Annotated in this window: 2 protein-coding genes and 1 pseudogene; all 3 read left to right on the top strand. The window is 78.5% G+C overall.

The genetic code is table 11. The features are described from left to right. The coding region (locus tag J0670_RS37475) for a helix-turn-helix domain-containing protein (protein WP_207817242.1) at positions 1-397 on the top strand (397 nt) is incomplete at its 5' end. 48 nt (positions 398-445) lie between these two features. Beyond that, positions 446-1,009: a ParH-like protein gene (locus J0670_RS37480; RefSeq protein WP_307806869.1), complete on the top strand. Its 564-nt coding sequence runs from the start codon at positions 446-448 to the stop codon at positions 1,007-1,009. Continuing rightward, positions 1,006-1,685, top strand: a pseudogene (locus J0670_RS37485) (hypothetical protein); the annotation flags it as partial. The gene J0670_RS37480 and the pseudogene J0670_RS37485, both read left to right, overlap by 4 nt.

Raw genomic sequence — 1,685 nt, forward strand, 5'->3', positions numbered from 1 at the left:
GGCCCGGATCGAGGCGCTGTTCCACACCGTGCGCCGCCCCGACCGCGAGCAGTACACCAACGAGGAGGTGGCCCGGGCCTGCCGCGAGGCGACCGGGGAGTCCTTCTCCACCACCTACCTGTGGCAGCTGCGCACCGGGCGCCGGGACAACCCGACCAAGCGCCATCTGGAGGCGCTGGCCCGGTTCTTCCAGGTCCCGCCCGCCTACTTCTTCGACGAGCGGCAGGGCGCCGAGATCGCCAGGGAGCTGGCCCTGCTCGGCGCGCTGCGCGACGCGGGCGTGCGCAGCCTGGCGCTGCGGGCGGTGGGCCTGTCGCCGGAGGGCCTGGACACCGTCAGCGAGCTGGTCGAGGTCATCGCCCGCCGGGACGCCGCGCGCAGGCGCTCCTCGTCCTGACGGCGGTCGGGAGCGGGAAGGGCGTCCGCGAGGGAGGGGGAGCTCGGCGTGTGGGGTGACAGGGGCTACCGGTCGACGCTCAGGCGCTGCCGTCGCACGGCCGAACGGCTGGACCTGCCGAGCCCGTTCGACGCGGCCGTGCTGCTGGAGCGGCTGGCCGGCCGGCGCGGGCGGCCGATCGAGCTGCTGCCGGTGCCGGCGCGCCCGCACACCCCCTGCGGGCTGCTGGTCTCCACCCTGGAGGCGGACTACATCCTGTACGCGGCGGACACCGGCGCGCTGCACCGCCGGCACATCCTGGTCCACGAGATCGCGCACCTGCTGCTCGACCACGCCGGCACCGCGCCGCTGGCCCCGGCCGCCGCGCTGCTGCCGCACCTGTCCCCCGCGCTGGTGCGGCGGGTGCTGGGGCGCACCAGCTACGACGAGCCGCAGGAGCGCGAGGCGGAGCTGCTGGCCTCGCTGATCCTGAGCCGGGCGGAGGGCTCGGACGCGGCCCACCGCCCGGGGCCCACGCCGCCGCCGGGGCCGCTGGACGCGCTGGACGCCCTGCTGGCCGCGGGCCCGCCCACGGTCCCGGGCCGCGGTCGGGAAGCGGGGCGGGGCGCGTGAGCGAACTCGCCCTCTACCCGGTCGCCCTGTTCTTCGCGCTGAGCGCCGTCCACTTCGCCCGCAGCCGTTCTCGCCCGCGCGCCGCCGCCCGCTACACCTGCTGCGCGACGGCGCTGCTCGGCACGTCCCTGCTGGTGCTGGCCCCGCCGACCGTACGGGCCGTCCAGGACGCGGGACTGCCGGGCCTGCCGGTGCTGGTGCTGGTGATCGTGCTCGGTGACGGGCTGCGCGACGGCGCGGGCGCCGCGATCGGGCTGCTCGCGCTGGCGCTGCGCGCCGCCGGGCCCGTGCCCGAAGGCGCCGGGCCCGATCCGCGCCGGGTGCGCGCCCGACTCGCCCTGCTCGGCGCCGTTTGGGGCGCGCGCCTGGCCCTGGTCGCCCTCGCCGCGCCGGGCCTGGACGGCCGCGGCCTGACCGTCTCCCCCGACCTGTCCGCGCGTCTGGCGCTGGCCGGGTACAGCGCCGTCGGCGTGCTCCACCTCGCGCTGTGCCTCGCCGCGCTGCTGCGCGAGGTGGCCGGGCGCGCCCGCGTCGCCGGGCCCGGGCCGCGGGGCGCCGGGCTGCGGCTGCTCACCGGCGCCCTGGCGGCCGGACTGCTGTGGAACGCCTGGGGCGTGGACGACGTCGTACGCGCGGTGGCCCGCGGCGCCCAGGACGGTCCCGAGGACCTGCTGGG

This window comes from Streptomyces sp. FH025, assembly GCF_017427025.1.
GTDB lineage: Bacteria > Actinomycetota > Actinomycetes > Streptomycetales > Streptomycetaceae > Kitasatospora.